This is a genomic window from Gordonia sp. BP-119 (genome assembly GCF_016924115.1).
Classification (GTDB): Bacteria; Actinomycetota; Actinomycetes; order Mycobacteriales; family Mycobacteriaceae; genus Gordonia; species Gordonia hongkongensis.
This window is the reverse complement of record NZ_JAFFZF010000017.1, coordinates 1-20,087: the sequence shown is the minus strand read 5'-3', so window position 1 is coordinate 20,087 and position 20,087 is coordinate 1. Positions and strand designations below refer to the sequence as shown.

Genomic DNA, 20,087 nt, shown 5'->3' with positions numbered 1-20,087 from the left:
TTCTGCCCGCCGCCACGACCGACACTGTCCCGCATGACCTTCGACGAGCTCACCGAGCGGTTCGGCGGCGTCGTCGCCACCCATCAACTCCTGGCCGCCGGCGAGACCGCCGCATCGATCCGGGATGCGTGCCGTTCCGGCACGCTCTCGTCGATACGCCATGGGTGGTATCGGACCGAGTCCGCCGATCCAGAAGTGGTCGGGGCCGTCGCCGATCATGGCGTCGTCTCCTGTGCGACCGCGCTACGACGCCACGGACTCTGGATACCTGAACATCCCGAACAAGTGCATTCGCGGGTGACGCGCCACGAGCGTCGCCGATCCCACGACAGGTGCCGACGGTACGGTCGGCCGACCCCGGCCGACGTCGCCGTCGACGATGTCGCGACAGCATTGCAGTACGCCGCCCGCTGTTTCGACGTCGAGGGATTCGTCATTCTGTGCGACTCCGCACTAAACACCGGCAAGATCACCCCCGCATTACTTCGCGCCGAGTTCGATGAAGCGCCGCTGTTCATCAAGCGCGCCATCGAGAAGACCCACCGACTCGCCGCGTCGGGAACCGAGACAGCAGCCCGCCTGCGGCTCAGGAGCGCCGGCTTGCGAGTCACGGTCCAGCACCACGTACCCGGTGTCGGATGGGTCGATCTGCTCGTCGGAGAACGGCTCGCGCTCGAGCTGGACAGCGTCGAACACCACACCGGGATCGAGAAGTATGAGGAGGATCGCACCCGAGACCGAAAGCTGATCTCACGCGGTTACTTTCCGTTGCGGGTCACCTATGCGCAGGTTTTCGGTGATTGGGCCAACACCTATGCGGACATCGCCGAGATCATCGCTCACGGGTACCACCGCAGCCGGTCGCCTGCCTGGAGAAAGCCAAGCTGATAACCGCCCACCAGAAATGGACACCGAACGCTACGTCCCCGAGCACTTTCCACCGGGCGGTTTTCAGCGAACCCAGGCCGTCAGTTGGCCCACCCCCGCTCGGCCAGCCACTGGGTGATGGTCCCGACCGCTTCTCTCAGGTGTGGGATCTGGTCCCGGCCCGAGTAGTAGTGCGTCGCACCGACGATGGTGTGCAGGGTCTTGTCGGGATGACCGACCGCGTCGAAGAGGCGGTGCGTATGACTGGGCGTGCACGCGTTGTCGGCGGAGTTGCCGATGACCAGCGTCGGGACCCCGAGATCGGCTGCGCACCGGGGTCCGTCGCCGTTGGCGTCGTCGAAGCTCCACTGCGACAGCCAACTTCGCAGCGTGGTGAACCGGGCGAGTCCGACCGGTCCCATGTTGACGATCCGCGGATCGCCCAGGTAGCAACCGAGTTCGCGATCGTTGGGGTCGACGGTCAGGTCGAGCCAGCGCGGATCGGCCATCGTTCCGTGCACGATGAAACCGCGCTCCATCAGCGGTTCGCCGCGCTCGCTCAGATCGGCGAGTCGCTCTTTCACCCACGTGGTGATCCGCCGGTTGCGGTCGATCTGCGCCGCGCGGTAACGATCGAGGAACCTCGTCGAGTACGGCGGCTGGTTCGGGTTCGAGGGGTTGTAGAGGTCCAGCTCCGGATCGCGGTTGTCGGGATCCGACTCGTCGAGAATCGACGGGTCCATCCACTCGGTCAGAGTGCCGTGCCGCGAGACGTGCGCCGCGAGCAGCATCATGCCGTCGGCGGCGGGGAGGTCGAGGGCGGTCAGGTCCGGCGGCTCACCGGCGGGGGTCGCGGTGACCGTCGCGCGCTGTGCCTGCTGCTGGTAGTACAGCGACAGGGCGCCGCCGCCGCTCCACCCGGCCAGGATGACCTTCTCGTAACCGAGGCGTTCGCGCGCATCCTTCACGCACGCACCGAGATCCTGCACCACCTTCTCCATGATCAACGCACTGTCGACGCCGCGATACCGGCTGTTGCAGTAGATGACGTGGTGGCCGGCGCGGGCGAGCGCATTGGTCATCGGCAAGTAGGCGCCGCCCCCGATCGGGTGCATGAAGACGATGACGTTCTTCGACGGCACGCCACGGGGGCGGAGCAGGTAGCTCTCCAGCACCACGCTCTCGGCGACCCCGCCGTAGGTGTCTTGATACGCCGAGAGGTCCTCGAAGACAACGAGATAGGGAATGCGGTCGTAGTCGTGACGAGGCACGTCCCCCCGGTCGCTCATACTCGTGACCCGGCGTCGGCCTGGACGGAGTCGGCGACCCCGGGTTCGAGCAGAGCGGGTGCGGCGATCAACCGTCGACGGGTGTCGATCGAGATCACCTGCCATTCCACGCGATCGAACTCGTCGAACTTGCGCCGGGAACGCTCTCGCGCCCGCTCCGGGATGCCGTGATGCATCCCCTGGGGTGCGTGGGAGATCAGACCCGGCGGCATGCCGACTCCGAACATGCTGCCGCCGTGGAAGAACGCGATCTCGTCGAAGTCGGTGTTCCGGTGGTACCACGGCAGCCGTTCGGCACCCTTGCGCGCCTCGGCGGGGCGCGGCAGGAAGTTCATCACGTACACCCCGGTCGCCTGCATGAACAGATGCACCGTGGGCGGCAGATGCACCGTCTCGGAGGTGATGACGTCGTAGTCCTCGATGTTGAACGTGAACGGGAAATTGTCTCCACGCCAGCCCTCTACGTCGAGCGGGTGGAACGGGTAGAACAGCGATGTCTGCCCCTCTCGCTGACGGAACCGCACCTCGTACTCGTCTCGGCCGTCACCGTCGAACGCCTCCGCCTCGGGAACGACGACGAGCGAGGAGTCGAAGGGGAAGAACCTGCCCAGTACGCCCGGCTCGGGCACCCGGAACTCGTCGACCGCCTCGATGACGAGCAGCAACGACGCACCGTCGGGCACCTGACGATAGGTGCACCCCTTGGGGAGATATACGTAATCGCCGGGCCGGTAGGGCAATCGACCGAACTCGGTCTCGAAATACCCGGTGCCCTCGTGGACGAAGACGAGTTCATCGCCGTCGACCGGGCGAAACCAGAACGGAGCGGCCTCTTTCCGACGACTCAAAGAAATCCGGCAGTCCTCGTTATGGAACATCAGCAGCGGCTCACCCGCGGGGTCGTTCTGGTCGGTGGGCGCGAGGTCGGTGACGATTCGATCGACGCCGTTGTGGGTGCCCACCGCCCGGAACTGCGTCGGGTCGTTGCGTCGATACAGATGTGCCGTGCGGCCGGTGAAACCGTATCGTCCGAGCTCATCGTCTTTCAGATCGGCGACATCTCGGTGCACCTGCCGAGGCGTGCGCCCCTTGCGGTGCTGGACGAACGATTCCATGCCGAACTCCTGTCTCTGCGTTTTTCTGATGCTAGATTCAGGTTCAGAAGATGACAAGGGTCACACTTTCCGTCGATCCGAGTGCGGTCATCGACCGTCCCCATGGTTCGATGGAGAATCGGTCCGCGGAAGGAGCTCACGGTGCCGCCGACGAACAAAGGTCGCCAGACCGAGGCCGCGTTTCTCGACGCCGCGCGCCGGACGTTCGCCGAAAAGGGCTACCTGAACACCAAGATCTCGGACATCTCCGCCGCTGCCGGCCGGTCGACCGGTTCGTTCTACAACTACTACGACAGCAAGGACCGGCTGCTCGAAGCCCTGCTGGATCAGTTCTCGGACGAAGTGGTGGAGCAGTCGCTCGCGACCCGGCACACCGAGCCGGAGGCGAGCGTCCGCGCGGCCGTGACCGCGTATTGGACGACATACAAGAAGTACCTGCCCGAGATCATCGGCCTGTTCCAGATGTCGATGACCGACGACGATTTCCGCAACCGCTGGCTGGCCAACCGGGTGTCCGGTGTGAAGCAGGTGTTGTCGGGTCTGCACGGTGCCGAGCGCGCGGGGTACTCCATCGGCCTGCCGCTCGAACCGCTGGCGTCCGCGCTGGTTGCGACCCTCGAATCCACGTGCTGGACCTGGCTTGCGGTCCGCGGTGACGCCGCCGGGCCCGTGCCCGACGACGACACGGCCATCGAGATCCTCACCGCGATCTGGTACCGGACCGTCTTCGGGGCCGGACCGGCACAGTCGGCTCCCTGACCCTTCGTGGCTCGTCGCTGGCGCTCCTCGCACCTCAGGGAGCAATGGTTATGTCGTTCTTTCGGATGAGGGAGCAGGGGCGTGAGCGACAGCCACCGGGCTGACACCGGCCCGCTTGCCGTCCCGGACCGTGCCGACGACCATGGGACGCATGCCCATCGAGGTCCGGCCCGCGACGATCTTCGACGACATCGCCACGATGGTCGGTCCGAAGAAACCGACGTCGAACGTCTGCTGGTGCCTGAGCTACCGCATCCCGAGCAAGCAGAACCAGGAGCTGGTCCGCGAGCAGCGCGGAGAGTTCGTGAAAGAGCTGTGCGACAGCGGCATTCCGCTGGGTGTGCTCGCCTACGACGACGCGGGCGAGGTCGTCGGCTGGGCGGCCGTCTCGCCGCGCGCGGACACGACCTTCGCCCGGAACCGGAAGATCCCCCACGTGGACGACCTGCCGGTGTGGTCGGTGTGGTGCATCCGGGTCCGCCCCGGTCATCGCAAGCAGGGGATCTCGCACGCACTGCTGGCCGGGGCCGTCGACTACGCGCGGTCGAACGGTGCGCCGGCGATCGAGGGTTATCCCGTCGACAATCAGGGCGCCAGAGTCGATCTGACGATGGCCTACGTCGGGACCCGCGGCCTGTTCGAGAAGGCCGGTTTCACCAAGGCGGCCGACACCTCGTCCGTCCTCGCCGGGTTCCCACGCGTGCTCATGCGGTTGTCGCTGGACTGATCGAGACCACGACTCAGATCAGTTCCGCCAGTTCGGCGGTGGGTACGTGGATCCAACCCTCCCGCGCGGCGACCGGCCGGTCGGTGGCATCGGGCAAGATGGTCCGGCCGAGCTCGGCGGCACGCGCGATCAATGCGGTGATCACGGCGTCGAACGCGTCGTCGTCACGGGCCATGGTCTCGGCATGATCGCCGAGATCCAACCATGGCGCAGCTTCTTCGAATGCCACGACGAGTCCGGCGAGCACCGAAACGTTGGCGGCACGTTTGTATCCGCGCGAGGTCAGTCCCCATCGTTTGAGTGCCCCCGCGGGGTACGCCTCGACCGCCCACCCGTCGACGCGGTCGTCGACTCCCAGGTCCGAGAGCAGGCCGGCGCATCGGAACGCGACGTGCGCGATCTGGTCCGCCGACACGCTGAGCGGGCGACCGACGCCGGCGTCGACGATCCGCAGATCGGTGCGACGTAATGCAAGTGGTCGTCGACGGGCGATGTCGTCGAGTTCTCGCCCCTTCGGCAAGTCGTTGCGATGATGCGCGACGACGAAGTCGACGAACTCGTCAGGCCAGCCGAATGGGGAATCGATCCCGATGCGGGTCGCCCCCTCGACGAGGCGCCGGACGGCGGTGTCGTCCGCGCCCACGACGAGATCGGTGAGCACGGCCTTGTCGGCATCCCAATCGACGCATGCAACAGCAGTTTTCGCCGGCGATGCGGACAGGTCGATGCCGACCGTCCGCATCGCCGGGATCACGGTTCCGGGTCGAGTCAGAAGTTGCCCTCGAGGAACTCGGCATACGCGGGCAGATCGAGTTGCCCGTGGCCCGACAGTCCGATCACGACGACCTCGTCCTTGTCGCTGTCGGCGACGTGCGCGGCGCAGGCCGCGATCGCGTGTGTCGACTCGGGAGCCGGGACGATGCCCTGGGTCCGGGCGAACTGCACGCCCGCGGAGAACGCGTCGTGCTGGGAGATGGCAACGCCCTGCACCAGACCGAGCTCCACCGTGTGGCTCAGCGCGGGCGCCATGCCGTGGTAGCGCAGACCACCGGCATGGATCGGGTCGGGCACGAAATCCATACCGAGCGTGTGCATCTTGAGCAACGGGGTGAGTCCGGCGACGTCACCGTGGTCGTACCGATACTCCCCCTGCGTGATCGACGGGCACGCGGCGGGCTCGGCGGCGATGACGCGCGGATCCGAGCGGCCGTGCAGCTTCTCCCGCAGGAACGGGAACGACAACCCCGCGAGGTTCGAACCGCCTCCGGCACAACCGAACACGACGTCGGCACCACCCGGCTCCACCACGTTGAGCTGGTCGACGGCCTCCTGCCCGATGACACTCTGGTGCAGCACCACGTGATTGAGCACGCTGCCCAGCGCGTAACGGGTGTCGGGGTTCGAGGCGGCGACCTCGACGGCCTCGCTGACGGCCATCCCCAGGCTGCCCGTGGTGTTCGGGTCCTTGGCGAGCATCGCTCGACCCGACTCGGTCAGCTCGGACGGACTGGGGTGGATGGTCCCGCCGTAGGTGCGGATGAGGAACCCCCGGTAGGGCTTCGAGGTGTACGACGCACGGACCTGCCACACTTCGACGTCGATGCCGAACTGCGCACCCGCGAACGCCAGTGCGCTCCCCCACTGACCGGCTCCGGTCTCCGTCGTCAGTTTGGTGACACCGTCGAGGCTGTTGTAGTACGCCTGCGCGACAGCCGAATTCGTCTTGTGGCTGCCGACCGGGCTGACACCCTCGTACTTCACGTAGATCCGCGCCCTGGTGTTGAGCGCCTCCTCGAAACGACGCGCGCGGATCAGCGGCGACGGCCGCCACATCCGGTAGATCTCGCGCACCGGTTCGGGGATCTCGATGTAGGGCTCGGTGGACACCTCTTGCGCGATGAGGCCACTCGGGAACAACGCAGCGAGATCGTCCGGCCCGACCGGTTCCTTGGTGCCCGGATGCAGGTGCGGCGGGATCGGGGAGTCGAGTTCAGCCGCGAGGTTGTACCAATGGGTCGGGACATCCACTGTGATCAGATCCGGATTACCGGTCTCGACATGCATCGTCATGGATCACCACTCTAATCCTCGGGCCGGTCCCCGCGCCCCGTGCCGACCGATCCCGTTGTCACGCCCCGGGCAGCCGGTACTCCTGCCGGGGCCGGCCGGTGGTGCCGTACTGGAGCGACATCGTCAACCGCCCGGCCGCCACGAGGTTCGCGAGGTGCCGCCGCGCGGTCGGTGCCGCGATGCCGATCTCCCGCGACACATCGTCGGCGAACAGCGGAGCGCCCTCGGCGAACAACGCCAGGATGCGCTGTTCTGTCGGCGAGCCACCCTCGGCCCGGTCCGCGGCGCGGGTGCCGAACCGCAGTGCCGACAGCGCTGCGTCGACGGCGTGCTGGTCGACGTTCTCGCCCGCCAGCATCCGCCGGTACTGGGCATAGCCGGCCAACCGACGGGCGAGGTCGGCGTCGTCGAAGGGTTTGATCAGGTAGGCGAGCGCACCGGCACGCATCGCGCTTCGTACCGCCGAGGCGTCGGTCTCGGCGCCGACGATGAAGCAGTCGCAGTCGAGTTCGGCGACCAGTTCGATGCCCGAGCCGTCCGGCAGGTAGACGTCGAGGAGTGCGAGATCGATGTCGGGATGTTCGGCGATCGCTTGACGTGCCGCACCGATGCTGCCCGCCCGGGCTCGCACCGAGAAGCCCCGGACGGCGTCGACGATCGCCGAGTGCAGAGCCGCGACCCGGAAGTCGTCGTCGACGATCAGGACGCCGAGGTCGTCGGTCATGGGGTCACTCCCGGTTCGTCGGTCTGGCTGTACGAGTGGTCTTCGGCCTCGTCCGTCGGCGCGAGCACGCCGGGCAGGCGGGCGACGAACACGGCCCCGCCCGGTTCGTCATCATCCGCGGAGCCGCGACCCCCCGCATCGGCGACCCACACGTCGCCGCCGACCCGGCGCGCGATCTGCCGGGCCAGGGCGAGTCCCATACCGCGGCCGCCGGGTACGTGCGCGCCCGGTTTGGTCGTGGCGCCCTCGGCGAAGACGTCGTCGGGGTCGTCGAAGGCGATGCCGGGTCCGGAGTCCCCGATGGTGACCAGGACCGTGTCGCCGTCGGCGATGACCTCGACCTCGACCTCACCGGGCTGTCCACCGTCCGGTCCGGACGCGGCGGCATCGATCCCGTTGTCGACGAGGTTGCCGAGCACGGTGGTGACGACGACGGGTTCGGTGAGCACGCCCTGAATCCAGGTCTGGTCCCCGAGTCGCAGCACCACCCGGCGCTCGCGCGCCTGAGCCGCCTTCGCGTCGAGAAACGCGTGGAGGTGTGGTTCGCGCACGTTGTCGAGTCCGGCGAGGAGCGCCCCTCCCGGTCCGGTTCCGGTGACCTCGTCCAGGTAGGCGAGCGCTTCGTCGGCGTGCCCGTGCCGGAGGAGGCCGGCGAGTACGTGCATCCGGTTGGCGGTTTCGTGGCGCTGTGCGCGTAGGGCGGTGCTCATCGACTTGATCGAATCCACCTCGCGGCTGAGTGCTTCGACGTCGGTGCGATCGATCACCGACAGGACCATGCCGAGGTCGCGACCGTCGGCCCGCACCCGATGGGAACTCACCAGGACCACCCGTTCGCCGACACCGGCGGCGAGGGGTTCGTCGGTGGGCGTCGCCAGGACCGTCGCCACCCGCGGGGTCAGGCCGAGGTCGTCGGCGGGGGTGCCGACCGGGGCGTCGATGTCGAGCAGCGCACGCGCCCTGTCGTTGACGACGCGCACGATGCCGTCGGCGTCGACGGCGAGCACGCCGTCGGCCATCGAGTGCAGCACAGCCCCCTGTTCCCGGACGAGCTCGGCGAGTTCGTCGGGCTCCAAACCCAGGGTGAGTCGGCGCCACCGACGGGCCAGCAGCACCGAACCCACCGCGCCGATACCCAGTGCCGCAAGCGCGAGGAGCGCGATCGCGACGATGTCGGTGCGGGTCTCGGAGGCCAGGCGTTCGGTGGAGACACCGACGCTCACGAACCCGATGACCACACCGTCGGCGTTCAGGACCGGGACCTTCGCGCGGACCGACTCGCCGAGGGTGCCCCGGTCGGTGTTCACCTCGTTCGATCCGGACAGTACCTTCGACGGGTCGGTGGAGACCGTCCTGGCGAGCTCGGCCACCTCGGGGTGTGCCAGACGGATGCCGCGGTCGTTGCCGATGACGACGAACAGGGCTCCGGTCCGGGCTCGTACTGCCGCCGCCTGCAGTTGCAGCGGGCCGTCGACCAGGTCCGCCGCGTCCACCCGGTCACCGGGATGGGCAGCGACCTCGCTGCGGACCTCGGCGTCGGCGGCGACCGACTGCGCGATGGCGAGCGCGCGCTGCGCGTACTCGTCGCGCACCCGGTCGTCGGCTCCGGCGATGACTAGACCGAACCCGACCGCGAGGCTGACCGCTATCACCGCCAGCTGCAGGAGCAGCACCTGCGTCCGCAAACGCATGACGTCAGCCTAATGCTCGCTGCGGGGCGGCCACGCCGACGCGGCGATCCGTGGGGAACGGATCGCCGCGTGGGGTGTGTGGATCGGCGTGCACCGGTTGGGCCGTATCAGAACGGGATGGCCCCGACCAGGACCCCGACGGCGAGCATCACCAGCGAGACGACCGTGGCGCGCCACAGGACCTTCTTGTGGTGATCGGCCAGTGTGACCCCGGCCAGTGCGACCAGCAGCAGGATCGCCGGGACGAGCGGGCTCTGCATGTGCACGGTCTGGCCGGTGATCGATGCCCGCGCCATCTCGGTGGGGTCGATGCCGTAGCGGGTCGCGGTCTCGGACAGGACCGGTAGCACCCCGTAGTAGAAGGCATCGTTGCTCATCAGGAAGGTGAGCGGGATCGAGAGCACGCCGATCACGATGGCCATGTGCGGGCCCATCCAGTCGGGGATGCCGTCAGCCAGCCAGTGCGCGATGGCGTCGACCATCCCGGTGCCGTTGAACACGCCGGTGAGGACGGCGGCGGCGAGGACCATGGCGACCACCGACACGATGCTCGAGCTGTGCCGGGTGATGGCCTCCTGCTGCTGCTTGATGTGCGGGAAGTTGATGGCCAGGGCGATGCCGGCGAAGATCATGAACAGCACCGGGATGGCGACGATGTCGGCACCGAGGATGGCCAGCAGGGCCACGGTGAGTCCGGCGTTCACCCAGAAGAGCTTGGGCCGCAGGGTTTCCCGATTGGGATCGAGGACGCCCGAGAAGGATGCGTCGCGGTCGTCGTCGGCGGCGCCCGCCACGGGGCGGCTGAGATCGTGATCGCCGGTGGAAGCGTCGTCGTGGGTGCCCGAGCCCATTCCCGTCGAACCCGAACCGCGTGCCCGACGACCCTTCGGCGGCAGGCCGGTTCCGCCACCGGCGCCGACCAGTACCTCTTCCTTCGGGGCGAGCATCGACTCCCTGATCTCCAGCTTGCCGATGCGGCGGCGTTCGAGCACACCGAGGTGATAGGCGAAGAGCAGCACGACGACCAGTGCCGCGACCAGGGCGGGGACCATCGGTACGAAGACGTCGTTGGTGTCGATGTTCAGGGCGCTCGCGGCACGGGCGGTGGGACCGCCCCACGGAAGGATGTTCATCGTGCCGTTGGTGAGTCCGGCGACGACCGTGAGGACGACCGGGCTGACGCCGAGCTTCAGGTACAGCGGCAGCAGTGCGGCGGTCGTGATGATGAAGGTCGTCGAACCGTCGCCGTCGAGGGACACGACGCCGGCGAGCACCGCGGTTCCGACCACCAGGCGCGCCGGGTCGTCGTGCACCGCGCGGACGACCGCCCGGACCACCGGGTCGAAGAGTCCGACGTCGATCATGATGCCGAAGAAGATGATCGCGAAGAACAGCATCGCCGCGGTGGGGGCGAGGTCTTTGATGCCGTCGGTGATCATGTCGCTGATGCCGAGGCCGGCACCGGCGAAGAGGCCGAAGGCGACCGGGACGAGGATCAGCGCCACCACGGGCGTCGCCCGCTTGGTGATGATCAGCACCATGAAGGTGGCGACCATCCCGAGGCCGAGGGCTACCAACATTGTCTTACTCGATTCTGCAGCGGATGTGAGGGCGACCACATCCGTGGTCACATCAGAAGTGTTGGGGGTCACCGGCATCACAGTCACGCTTGGGCGCATAAGTAGCGTTTCGCGCTTTTCGCGCTAGTCGGGCAGCATCGGTGCGTCGTCGCCGTGGTTGCGTCCGATGAGCACCGCGCGGGTGACCGAGTCGCGGCCGAACCGGTCCCGCAGCAGATCCATCGTCGCGTCGAGTTCTGCTCCAGTCGCTGTCGGCCCGCTCGCTCCGCTCCCGGCGCCGGCGTGATCGGTGTCGAACGGCAGGGTCAGCTGGATGCTGTCGTGGTCGTCGAGGTTGGTCAGCGACAACCCGACCAGGGTGCATCCCCGTTCGCGGATGATCGGCATCGCGTCCGCGAGGAGGCCGCGCGCCGACGCCATGATGAGGTCGGTGCGGTCGGTGGACTCCCACAGGGTGCGGGACCGGGTGGCGCGGGTGAAGTCGTCGAAGCGCAACCGCAGAACGATTGTCCGACAGACCCGTTCGGCCGTTCGGAGTCGTTTGCCCAATCGTTCGACGATCGCGGTGATGGTCGCCTCGAGGTCGGCCTCGGACTTCGGGCGTCGGCCGAGCGCGCGCTGCGACCCGATTGAACTGCGTCGTTTGCCGGTCTCCACCCGACGCGGGTCCTGGGCGAGTGACAGCGCGAAGAGGTGCCGTCCGGCACTCGACCCGACGATGCCGCGTAACGACCGCTCCCCGAGGGCCGCCAGCTGGCCGACGGTCTCGACTCCTGCGTCGTGCAGCTTGGCCTCGGTGACCGGACCGACCCCCCAGAGTCGACGGACCGGGAGCGGATGCAGGAAGTCGAGTTCGGTTCCCGGTTCGACGATGAGCAGGCCGTCCGGCTTGCCGACGGCGCTGGCGACCTTGGCGAGGAACTTGCTGCGCGCGCCGCCGACCGTGATGGGCAGGCCGACCTCCTCGCGGACGCGGCGTCGGATCGTCGCGGCGACGTCGTGCGGCGTACCGCTGATCCGACCGAGCCCCCCGACGTCGAGGAAGGCCTCGTCGACCGAGATCCCCTCGACCACCGGAGTGGTGTCGTGGAAGATGTCGAAGACCTCCCGACTCGCCTCCATGTAGGCCTCGAACCGCGGCCGGACGACGACCGCGTCCGGACAGAGCGCCCGCGCCTCGTGGCCCGGCATCGGGGACCGCACCCCGCGCGCCTTGGCCTCATAGCTCGCCGCGAGGGCGACGCCGCCGCCCACCAGGACCGGACGGCCGCGAAGCGAAGGGTCATCACGCTGCTCGACCGAGGCATAGAACGAGTCGAGATCGGCATGCAGGATCGACGGATCCCGCCGTTCCCGCCGCTCGATGCGCATAGAACACATGTTCGCATGACGCTCGGACATGCACCAGCACGCCCGAGGCAACCGACGCGGGCTATGGGCCCATCGGCTTGGTGGGATCGCCGATGCCGGCCAGGCGGCGCACCGCGACCAGACCGTCGTCGCTGCCGGGCCAGTGGCGCCGGAGCGCATCTTGGCCGGCACGGCGGACGACCGAGCGCAGCGCCAACACCACGATGATCGCGTCGTCGGCGTAGCCGAGAACGGGGATGAAGTCGGGAATCAGGTCGATGGGAAGGACCAAGTAGATCAATAGCAGCATTAGCCGGACGCGGACACCACGGGGGAGTTCTCGGTCAGCGGCCAGCCGTCGCAGCAGTACGACGGTGTCGGGCAGTAGACGAAGGAGGTCTTTGGCCCGCAAACCGGGTGGGCGAGCGACAAGGAGAGCGATCACCAGGATCACCCACAGCAACAGCACCCCGCCTGCGACGGAGATCGCGATGGCGACGAGGCGTTCCATCAGGACGGCTCCGTTCTCTCGGCAGGAGATTGAGACGTCCGCCACTTTATCGGGAACCGTTGTCAACACGTCTACGCTGAATCCATGCCAGGACCGAGCATCGCCGAGATCTTCAACTCGACCAGTCCCGATTTCGACCTGGTGACTCCCCTCGTCTGGGGTCCGGCGGGTGAGACTCTCGTAGCGCGGGCTCGGGTCTCACTGGGCGATCGCGTTCTCGACATCTGTTCCGGGACCGGTGCCAGCGCGCTGGCCGCCGCGCGGGTCGTCGGACCCGACGGGCACGTCACGGCAGTCGACTTCGCCGCCGATCTGGTGGAGCGTGGCCGAACGAGCGCATATGCGGCCGGTCTGCGCAACATCGACTTCCGGGTCGACGACGTGACCGCGCTGCCCGGCCGGGAACGCGGCGAATACGACGTGGTCACATGCGGTTTCGGCGTGTTCTTCCTACCGGACATGGACGACTCGGTGCGCAATCTGCTGCCCCTCCTGCGCCCACGAGGTCGTCTCGCCGTCGCGGTGTGGCATGACGACGCACTCCACGACTTCACCGGCGCCTACTTCGCCGAGGTCGCCCGCGTGACGAACACTCCGCCGCCACCCGGTCCGCGTGCCCCGTCCGACGGACCGCCTCACCCCATCGCGCGGATCGACACCGAGGAGAAGATCGTCAGGTGGCTCGAATCGATTGGCGCAGAAGAGGTGTCCGCATCAGTTCTCGACCTGCGCGTACCACGGACCGGCGAGTTCTCCTGGTCGATGGTCCTCGGCAGCGGGTTGCGCGGCGCACTCGCCGACCTGGACGCCGACGCCGTCGAGGACGTGCGAGTCGGGTTCCTGCAGCGGCTGGCAGACGAGGGGATCACCGAAGTCGACTGCGACACACTGATTGCCGTGGGCGAACGACCCGTCGGCTGACCTCGCGCCACCTCATCTGCTGGCCGAGCAGCGTCGACCGGGCGCAGCCAAGCGCCGTCCGTTCCCCGCTGGCCGAGCAGCGTCGACCGAGCGCAGCGAGGCCGCCGCGTCCGTCGAGGTCACCAAGTGGCCTCGACACGGCTGCTCGATCTCGACGCGCTCCTTCGCTCGCTCGACCCGGCGGCTACGCTCGGTTCCGGCTCAACCAGCGATCATTCGGCTCAACCAGCGGGAAGGGCCGCGAGGTCCATGTAGGAGACCTCCCATGCGTGACCGTCGAGATCGCGGAAGCTGCGACCGTACATCCAGCCGTGGTCCTGCGTGTCCTGCCATGGGCTTCCACCGGTGGCCAGCGCCTTGTCGACCAGTGCGTCGACGGCTTCGCGCGATTCGGCCGAGACCGCGAAGAGAACCTCGCGCTCGGTCGCGGTGTCGGAGATGCCACCGGTGATGAACTCCTGGAACTTCTCCGGCCTCATGATCATCACGAAGGACGACTCGTTAACCACCAGGCAGAGTGTGGAGTCGTCGCAGAAGTCGTCGTTGAATTCGAACCCCAGATTGCTGAAGAACTCTCTGGTCGCCGGGATGTCGGTGGCGGTGGTGTTGACGAACAGCATGCGGGACATCGGATCTCCATTTCGAGAGGTGTGGCGTCCCCGAGGTGGGACGGTCAGAACGATAGACACACGCGGTGACTGAAACTCATCGGCAGACGTCTGATTCGTGACGTGCGTGCGAGTATCGAGCGCACACTCGCGCCAGGGAACTCCGCGGTCAGGTGAAGCGGATCAGGCCCGGCACATCAGCCGGCACGGTCCATCCGTCTCGCGCGAAGTCCGCCCAGATCCGTCGCAACGTGCGGCCGTCCTGGGCAGCCCGTTCGGCGCCGTGTCCGGCCAGGATCGGGGCACCGGCCCAGATCTCCGGTGTTCCGAACAGCAACGGGATGTCGACAGTGTGTACGGCGCGCAGCGGGTGATCTGCTGCGCCCCAATCGATGACGTATTGCGCGGCCTTGCCGCCGGCGTGTCGGTGGCGTCGGGCGAAGCGGTCGGCCGCCGACGTGTAGATGGCACGGGTGAGTTGCTGGACCAGGCATTCGTACAGGCGGTTGCCGACCACCGGAACCGCGGGCAGCGACGAGACCCCGTCGATCGCCGCGGTGAAGAACGCGGCCTCGCGGCTGCACCAGCCGATCAGGACCTCGACGTCCCGCGCTCGACTCTCCCAGACCGCGTCCACCTCGTCCTCGGGTGGCAGCGGGTGGTGGCCGTACTGTGGCCCAAAGGACATGAAGGCCGGAAGTCCATGCTGCAGAATCGCTTTGAGTCCCATCATCGACTCCTGGACGGCCAGGACCTCGTCGACGGTCGCCGACGCCGACACCTGATGCGACGCAGCGAACATGTCCGCATGCAATCGCTCGCGACGTCGGGTGATGCCGAGCGGTGCACTCTGGATGATGGCGCGGCGGAACAGGCCCGTCACGCCGTCGGCCGCCATCAACTGTGCAACCGCGTCGCCGCCGGCTGATTCGCCGAAGACGGTGACGGCGTCGGGATCGCCGCCGAAGGACGCGATGTTCCGCTGAACCCACCGCAGGGCTTCGATCATGTCGAGCAGGCCCAGATTCGCCGGTCGGTCGATGCCGTCGCCGAGAAACCCGAACAACCCCAGCCGGTAGGTCACCGACACGACGACCACCCGCTGCTCGGCGACCAGCGCAGCCGGATCGTGACAGGGTGCGTCGGCGGCGCCGATGATGTACGAGCCACCGTGAATCCAGACCATCACCGGAAGTACCTCGTCGGGTCGACGGTCGACCGGCACCGTGACCGACACGTACTGGGCGTGCTCGTCGCCGACCATCTCGCCCAGCGCGGCATCGCCGAAGGTGTCGTGGACGATCCCCTCGCCGTTGCGCTGAGGACAGGCGGGCGACCACGCGGTCGCATCGATCGGCTCGTCGGCCGGCGGCTGCGGGGACGGAACCTCGAACCGCGCCGCCTGCGCATAGCGGATACCGGTGGCGCGCACGACCTGTCCGTCGGTGCGAGCGATGATCGACCCGGCCGGACACTCGAAGGTCGCGGACGTCGTGGGTATCTCGGTCATGCGCGCGCTTCCCCGACCGGCGCCGACGGAGCCGGTTCGACCTGATACCGGATGAGCCGAGAACTGTTGAGCACCACGGCAACCGACGAGGCGTTGTGCAACACGGCGGCGAGGACCGGTGAGAGCGCGCCGCCCGCACCGATCACCAGCCTCAGGGCGTTGACGGCGATCGACATCCCGTAGTTCTGGCGTATCACCTCGACGGTGTGCGAACCCAGATCCCGGATGTCGAGCAGCTTGCGCAGATCGTCCCCGGCTAGCGCGACGTCCGCGGTCTCGACCGCGACATCCGTGCCGGCCAACCCCATCGCGATGCCGATGTCCGCGGCGGCCAACGCGGGGGCGTCGTTCACACCGTCACCCACCACCGCGACCACGTGGCCGAGCGCCTGCAGTTCGCGGACGACGGCCAGTTTGTCGTCCGGGGTGACCTCGGCGGCCCACCGCTCGATGCCGAGTTCGGCGGCGATGGTCGCCGCGGTGACCGGGTGATCGCCGGTGAGCATGGCGATCTCGGTGACCCCGTCGGCACGCAGGGCGTCGAGCACCTCCCGCGCCTCGGGGCGCAATTCGTCGGACAAGCTCACCAGTCCGACCAGGGTGCCGTCGACGGCCAGCAGCAGCGGGGTCTCGCTCGCCTGCCGCAACCGGTCCACCCAGCCGATGGCGTCGTCGGAGATCGCGACGCCGTGCCGGTCGAGGAGCGACGGATTACCCAGCAGGAGCACGCGCCCATCCTCAGCGCGGGTGCGCATGCCGAGTCCGACGATCACCTCGCATTCCGCGTGCGTCGGGATCTCGATGCGGCGTTCCTCCGTGGGCCGGATGACCGCTTCGGCGAGCGGATGACGCGAATGGATCTCGGAGCTGGCCGCGTAGGCGAGGATCTGTTCGGGCTGCCAGTCGTCGGAGAAGGACACGACGTTGGTCACGACCGGGCGCCCGACGGTCAGCGTGCCGGTCTTGTCGAACACCACCGCCGAGATCCGTCCCGAAGCCTCGAGATGCGATCCGCCCTTGATGAGGATTCCGCGCCGCGCGCCGTTCCCGATGGCGCCGCTGATCGCGGTCGGGGTGGACAGCCCCACCGCACACGGGCACGCGATCAGCAGCATCGTCATCGCACGACGGAGATCGCGCGTCACCAGCAGCGTCAGCGCCGACGACGCGAACGACGCGGGTACGAACCGCCGGGAGAAGTTCTCCCCGACCGTCTGGATGGGAGCGCGGTCGCGCTGGGCCTCCTCGACCCGGCCGATGATGCGACCGATCGAGGTGTCGTCGCCGACCGCGTGGGCCTCGATGACTATGCGGCCGGTGAGTACCACCGATCCGGCTTGCACACGATCGCCCACGTGCTTGGTCACCGGGAGGTTCTCGCCGGTGAGCGCGGACTGGTCGACCACCGCCTCCCCGTCGACGACCACACCGTCGACCGCGACGGCGACCTGTTCGTGCACGATGACCGCGTCGCCGACGTGCAGCGCATCGATGGCGACCTGCACCTCGGTGCCGTCGGAGAGTCGAACCCAGGCGGTGTCCTGGGTGCCGCGGAGGAGGTCTGCGATGGCGCGTCGGGTGCGTCGCAGGGTGAGGTCCTGGAGGAACTCACCGATGTTGAGCAACCACAACACAGTCAGCGCGACCACGTTCTCGCGCAGCAGCAAACTCGCAATCGTGGCAGCGGAGACCAGTGCGTCGGTGCCGGCCCGGCCGCCACGCAGCGAGCGGAGCGCGCCGCGGAGGAACGGGTAGCCGGAGAAGATGGTGACACCGGTGGCGACGGTGCGCGAGGCCGGACCGAGCAGCGGCGGACGGCGGAACCCGTAGCGCCGGAAACCCAGCAGGACCAGGGCTCCCGCGCCGATGCCCATCCGCAACAGGTCGGCATTGGTGACGTCGGCCGAATGCGGTGCGCGGTCAGGAAGATTCGCGGGGCTGGCGTGCGTGGCCGCCGCGATCGCATGATCGATGGCATCCCGGTCGGTGTCCGCCCGGAACCACACGACGACCGAGGCGGTCCGCGGATAGGCGTGCACGGCGCGCACACCCGTCACCCTGGCGACGCTCTCCTCGATGGCCACGGCACGGCGGTCGGCGACAGTGCGATCGGTGACCCGCAGCCACGGAACCGTCATACGCACCCGGCCCGCCGCCGACGACCGGACGACGATCTCGGTCGGTGGCAGCTCGGGAGAGTACGTCGGCGCGGACGTGCTCACGATTCAGTGATCGTGGTCGTGGTCGTGAGCCACCGCTGTTCCCGGCGGTGTCGACTCCTCGCCCAGCCGTTCCTTCGCCTCGGCGACGATGTCGGCGGTGTTGAGTCGCACCGACTCCGCGACCTCCTCGGCCTTGCGTGTTCCACGGATACCCCACGTGGTCGCCACGACGGCTCCCTCACGCAGCGGGGCGCGTCGGGCGACGGTGCGTACGGCGTCGTAGGCGACGGCTCCGACGAAGCCGGTGGCGACCGTCGCGCCGGCCTTGGCGAGCAGTGCATGAAGTGCCATGTGGGGTCCTCGCTATCCGATAAGCTTGCACACGTGGTGACAGGACACCACGCTACAGGCGCACCGCGACTCACATGGTGTGGCCGCGGGTGCGGTTGTCGGACATGCGGACTCGCTAATGTGAGTGGCACCGTTCGGGCGCACTTCGAACTCGGTCGCCGGACCCTTCGTGACGCGCCCTCCGCAAGCTCCGAGCGCTCCTCAGGGAGCAGGACTGCCGCGCCCTCCGCAAGCTCCGAGCGCTCCTCAGCCTGGATCCGTGGACGGGTGCGGGGTGTCGATAACGTGAAAATGCCCTCTGAGCTGGAATGATTGGTGGTGTTGAGACACAAAACATTCCAGCTCAGAAGGCACTTTCAGTGAAAGTATCGCACACGTTCTCCGCCGAGTCCGCGGTCTTCGACGACGATAACCTGGTGTCGCACGCCGGGCTGGTACCGGTCATGAGAGTGGCCGAGTCGACCGGGTTGGCCGCATCGCTGGGCGACCGGGTCGATCTCGGTACCACCCAGGTCGCCTCCGCCGGGGCCAACCTCGAGGCGAAACTGTTGACCGTGATCGCCGGATTGTGTTGCGGCGCTGACAGTATCGACGACCTCGGGATGGTCCGCACTGGTGGGCACACCCGCCTGTTCGACCGCGTGTACGCCCCGGCCACGATCGGGCAAATGCTGCGCGAGTTCACCCCCGGGCACGCCCGAGCGCTCAACGCGGTGATGACCCGGACATTGCCGGCGATGTGCGCCACGGCGGGTCTGCTGCCCACCGACGGGTCCCGGGTGTTTGTCGATATTGACTCGCTGCTGCGCCCGGTGTACGGCTACTACAAGGCCGGAGCCTCCTATGGGCACGCCAAGATCGCTGGGCGTGAACTCCTGCGCAAAGGGTTGTCCCCGCTGATCGCCACCCTGTCCGCATCCGGGCATCCACCGGTGATCGGCAACGCCTGGCTACGCGCCGGCCGCACCGCTTCCGGGAGCGGGGCAGCGAGAATGATCGCTGAAACCCTGACCACCGCACGCCGTTGCGGAGCGAGCGGGGAGATCACCGTCCGTGGCGATTCGGCGTATGGCACCGCTGCGGTGATGCGTACCTGTCAACGCCTCGGAGCGACGTTCTCGCTGGTCCTGCGGACCAACACGGCGATCACCCGCGCCATCACCGCGATCGGAGACGACGCGTGGACGCCGGTGCACTATCCCGGTGCGGTCACCGACCCCGTCACCGGCGAACTGATCTCTGATGCCGAAGTCGCCGAGACCTCCTACACCGTGCAACCGGACTCCGCCCAGCCGGTCACCGCGCGACTGATCGTGCGTCGGGTCAAAGCCCACCACCCCGCCGGCACCGACACGTTGATGCCTGCGTGGCGGTACCACTCGTTTTTCACCAACACCACCGACGACACCGTCACCGCCGACCTCACTCACCGCCGCCACGCCATCATCGAAACCGTGTTCGCCGACCTCATCGACGGACCGCTGGCGCATCTGCCCTCCGGACGGTTCGGTGCTAACGCCGCCTGGCTGGCGCTGACCGCGATCAGCCACAACCTGATGCGTACCCTCGCCGCACTCACCGCAGCACCGGCACTGCGTGCCGCGCGGGGCGCTACGCTGCGCCGCACCCTCATCGCGATACCCGCCCGACTAGCGCGACCAGCACGAACACCGGTCCTGCACCTACCCCGCCACTGGCCCACCCAACACGCGTTCACCGCGCTGTGGGCCGCGGTGAACACCACCTGACCTACCAACCACACCCGCCCACCCACCACCAAGGAACCCCAGTGAAAAGGCTGACACAGGTCAGCGAATACCACACGCCCACAACACAATCAGGCGATCACGCG

The 20,087-nt window shown here is 67.8% G+C and carries 18 protein-coding genes; 5 read left to right on the top strand and 13 right to left on the bottom strand.

Features of this window, described 5'->3' with window-relative positions; translation table 11 throughout:
* The first annotated feature begins 33 nt into the window (after window positions 1-33).
* On the top strand, window positions 34-888 hold the full coding sequence (locus JW364_RS11785; protein WP_205333613.1) for a hypothetical protein: 855 nt from the start codon (window positions 34-36) through the stop codon (window positions 886-888).
* 80 nt (window positions 889-968) lie between these two features.
* On the opposite strand, the gene JW364_RS11780 is transcribed toward JW364_RS11785, so the two are convergent.
* Both JW364_RS11780 and JW364_RS11775 read right to left on the bottom strand, forming a co-directional pair.
* The gene (locus tag JW364_RS11780) at window positions 969-2,156 is read right to left on the bottom strand and encodes an alpha/beta fold hydrolase (RefSeq protein WP_205333612.1); all 1,188 of its coding nucleotides are present in this window, start codon (window positions 2,154-2,156) and stop codon (window positions 969-971) included.
* Window positions 2,153-3,271, bottom strand: coding sequence for a homogentisate 1,2-dioxygenase (locus JW364_RS11775; RefSeq protein WP_205333611.1), 1,119 nt, complete (start codon window positions 3,269-3,271; stop codon window positions 2,153-2,155). The genes JW364_RS11780 and JW364_RS11775 overlap by 4 nt, the downstream gene beginning before the upstream one ends.
* 141 nt (window positions 3,272-3,412) lie before the next feature.
* On the opposite strand from JW364_RS11775, the gene JW364_RS11770 reads away from it, so the two are divergent.
* Together JW364_RS11770 and JW364_RS11765 are read left to right on the top strand one after the other, a co-directional pair.
* The gene (locus tag JW364_RS11770; RefSeq protein ID WP_065629528.1) at window positions 3,413-4,030 is read left to right on the top strand and encodes a TetR/AcrR family transcriptional regulator; all 618 of its coding nucleotides are present in this window, start codon (window positions 3,413-3,415) and stop codon (window positions 4,028-4,030) included.
* A gap of 151 nt (window positions 4,031-4,181) precedes the next feature.
* On the top strand, window positions 4,182-4,757 hold the full coding sequence (locus tag JW364_RS11765) for a GNAT family N-acetyltransferase (protein ID WP_205333610.1): 576 nt from the start codon (window positions 4,182-4,184) through the stop codon (window positions 4,755-4,757).
* 13 nt (window positions 4,758-4,770) lie between these two features.
* On the opposite strand, the gene JW364_RS11760 is transcribed toward JW364_RS11765, so the two are convergent.
* The 7 genes from JW364_RS11760 to JW364_RS11730 all read right to left on the bottom strand — a co-directional run bounded on the left by JW364_RS11760 (window position 4,771) and on the right by JW364_RS11730 (window position 12,683).
* On the bottom strand, window positions 4,771-5,499 hold the full coding sequence (locus JW364_RS11760; RefSeq protein WP_205333633.1) for a DUF429 domain-containing protein: 729 nt from the start codon (window positions 5,497-5,499) through the stop codon (window positions 4,771-4,773).
* Between the two features lie 26 nt (window positions 5,500-5,525).
* On the bottom strand, window positions 5,526-6,827 hold the full coding sequence (locus JW364_RS11755; RefSeq protein WP_205333609.1) for a TrpB-like pyridoxal phosphate-dependent enzyme: 1,302 nt from the start codon (window positions 6,825-6,827) through the stop codon (window positions 5,526-5,528).
* Between the two features lie 58 nt (window positions 6,828-6,885).
* Window positions 6,886-7,551: a response regulator gene (locus JW364_RS11750; protein WP_205333608.1), complete on the bottom strand. Its 666-nt coding sequence runs from the start codon at window positions 7,549-7,551 to the stop codon at window positions 6,886-6,888.
* On the bottom strand, window positions 7,548-9,242 hold the full coding sequence (locus tag JW364_RS11745) for a sensor histidine kinase (RefSeq protein ID WP_205333607.1): 1,695 nt from the start codon (window positions 9,240-9,242) through the stop codon (window positions 7,548-7,550). Before JW364_RS11745 ends, JW364_RS11750 begins: the two co-directional genes overlap by 4 nt.
* Before the next feature lie 107 nt (window positions 9,243-9,349).
* Complete coding sequence (locus tag JW364_RS11740) at window positions 9,350-10,822, bottom strand: CitMHS family transporter (RefSeq protein WP_205333606.1); 1,473 nt, start codon at window positions 10,820-10,822, stop codon at window positions 9,350-9,352.
* A gap of 123 nt (window positions 10,823-10,945) precedes the next feature.
* Window positions 10,946-12,193, bottom strand: a complete 1,248-nt coding sequence (dinB, locus tag JW364_RS11735) for a DNA polymerase IV (protein ID WP_205333605.1) — start codon at window positions 12,191-12,193, stop codon at window positions 10,946-10,948.
* Between the two features lie 61 nt (window positions 12,194-12,254).
* A complete protein-coding gene (locus tag JW364_RS11730) occupies window positions 12,255-12,683 on the bottom strand; it encodes a YkvA family protein (protein WP_205333604.1) in 429 nt (142 codons plus the stop codon).
* 84 nt (window positions 12,684-12,767) lie between these two features.
* Between JW364_RS11730 and JW364_RS11725 the strand changes: the two genes are divergently transcribed.
* Window positions 12,768-13,604: a class I SAM-dependent methyltransferase gene (locus JW364_RS11725; protein ID WP_205333603.1), complete on the top strand. Its 837-nt coding sequence runs from the start codon at window positions 12,768-12,770 to the stop codon at window positions 13,602-13,604.
* Between the two features lie 221 nt (window positions 13,605-13,825).
* Here the strand turns inward: JW364_RS11725 and JW364_RS11720 are convergent, their stop codons facing one another.
* The 4 genes from JW364_RS11720 to JW364_RS11705 all read right to left on the bottom strand — a co-directional run bounded on the left by JW364_RS11720 (window position 13,826) and on the right by JW364_RS11705 (window position 18,235).
* Window positions 13,826-14,233, bottom strand: coding sequence for a VOC family protein (locus tag JW364_RS11720; RefSeq protein WP_205333602.1), 408 nt, complete (start codon window positions 14,231-14,233; stop codon window positions 13,826-13,828).
* 148 nt (window positions 14,234-14,381) lie between these two features.
* On the bottom strand, window positions 14,382-15,722 hold the full coding sequence (locus JW364_RS11715; RefSeq protein WP_205333601.1) for a carboxylesterase family protein: 1,341 nt from the start codon (window positions 15,720-15,722) through the stop codon (window positions 14,382-14,384).
* Window positions 15,719-17,860: a cation-translocating P-type ATPase gene (locus JW364_RS11710; protein WP_205333632.1), complete on the bottom strand. Its 2,142-nt coding sequence runs from the start codon at window positions 17,858-17,860 to the stop codon at window positions 15,719-15,721. Before JW364_RS11710 ends, JW364_RS11715 begins: the two co-directional genes overlap by 4 nt.
* A gap of 87 nt (window positions 17,861-17,947) precedes the next feature.
* Window positions 17,948-18,235, bottom strand: a complete 288-nt coding sequence (locus tag JW364_RS11705) for a DUF1490 family protein (RefSeq protein ID WP_058252919.1) — start codon at window positions 18,233-18,235, stop codon at window positions 17,948-17,950.
* A 359-nt stretch (window positions 18,236-18,594) separates the two neighbouring features.
* On the opposite strand from JW364_RS11705, the gene JW364_RS11700 reads away from it, so the two are divergent.
* On the top strand, window positions 18,595-19,983 hold the full coding sequence (locus JW364_RS11700) for an IS1380 family transposase (RefSeq protein ID WP_205333600.1): 1,389 nt from the start codon (window positions 18,595-18,597) through the stop codon (window positions 19,981-19,983).
* Window positions 19,984-20,087 lie beyond the last annotated feature (104 nt).